General features: G+C 71.6%; 1 protein-coding gene. It reads right to left on the bottom strand.

What is annotated here, in order from left to right; translation table 11 throughout:
• The coding region (locus tag A5681_RS20660; protein ID WP_156738080.1) for an amino acid adenylation domain-containing protein at positions 1 to 1065 on the bottom strand (1065 nt) is incomplete at both ends.

Raw genomic sequence — 1065 nt, 5'->3', positions numbered from 1 at the left:
GCGGCGGGCTCGGCGGTGCCGGTGATGTAACCGACGAGCCGCCGGTCACCGGGCCGGTCCTCACGGGCGACCACCGCAGCCTGTCCGACGCCCGGGAGTTCGCTCAGGGCCGCGCGGATCTCGCCGAGTTCGATGCGGTACCCGCGTATCTTCACCTGTTCGTCGGCGCGCCCCAGGTAGTCCAGTTGCCCGTCGGGCCGCCAGCGCACCAGATCCCCGCTGCGATACATCCGTGTCCCGGGCGGGCCGAACGGGCACGCCACGAACCGTGCGGCGCTCAACCCGGGCCGGCGCCAATACCCGAGGCCGACGCCGCGCCCGGCGACATAGAGTTCGCCGACGACCCCGGGTGGGACGGGCCGTAGCCAGGGGTCGAGGACGAACAGCGCCGCCCCGGGCACCGGTAGGCCGATGGGGACGGTGGCCGAACCGGGCACCAGCGGGGCGCTGATGGTGGCATACACGGTGGTTTCGGTGGGCCCGTAGCCGTTGACCATCACCCGCCCCGGCGCCCACCGCTCGACGATCTCGGCCGGGCAGGCCTCCCCGGCGGCCATCAACGCCACCGAGTCCAGCCCGGCGGGGGAGAGCATTGCCACCGCCGACGGGGTCTGACTCAAGACGGTGACGTGTTCGGCGATCAGCAAGGCGCGCAGGTCTTCGGGTGAGCGCGCGATCTCGTCGGGCACGATCACCAGCCGACCGCCGTGCGCCAACGCACCCCAGATCTCCCACACCGAAAAGTCGAAGGCATAGGAGTGGCATTGCGCCCACACCTGGGCGGGCCCAAGCTCGAAACCGACATCCAGGTGGTCGAACAAGCGGGTGATGTTGTGATGCGTGACCGCAACCCCTTTGGGCACCCCGGTAGTGCCCGAGGTGTAAATCAGGTGCGCCACCTGATCAGGTCCCGGGGCGGGAAGCTCGGTGGCGGGCTGGGCATCGACGCGCGGGTCGGCGACGTCGACGACCGCCACCCCGTAAGGCCGCAGCCGCCCGGCCAGCCCCGCGGTGCTGACCACCGCCACCGGCGCGGCGTCGGCCAGCACCAACCCGATCCGCTCA

The organism is Mycobacterium scrofulaceum (assembly GCF_001667885.1).
GTDB lineage: Bacteria > Actinomycetota > Actinomycetes > Mycobacteriales > Mycobacteriaceae > Mycobacterium > Mycobacterium scrofulaceum_C.
Note: the sequence above shows the minus strand (reverse complement) of the source record. Positions and strands in the feature narration are given on the sequence as shown.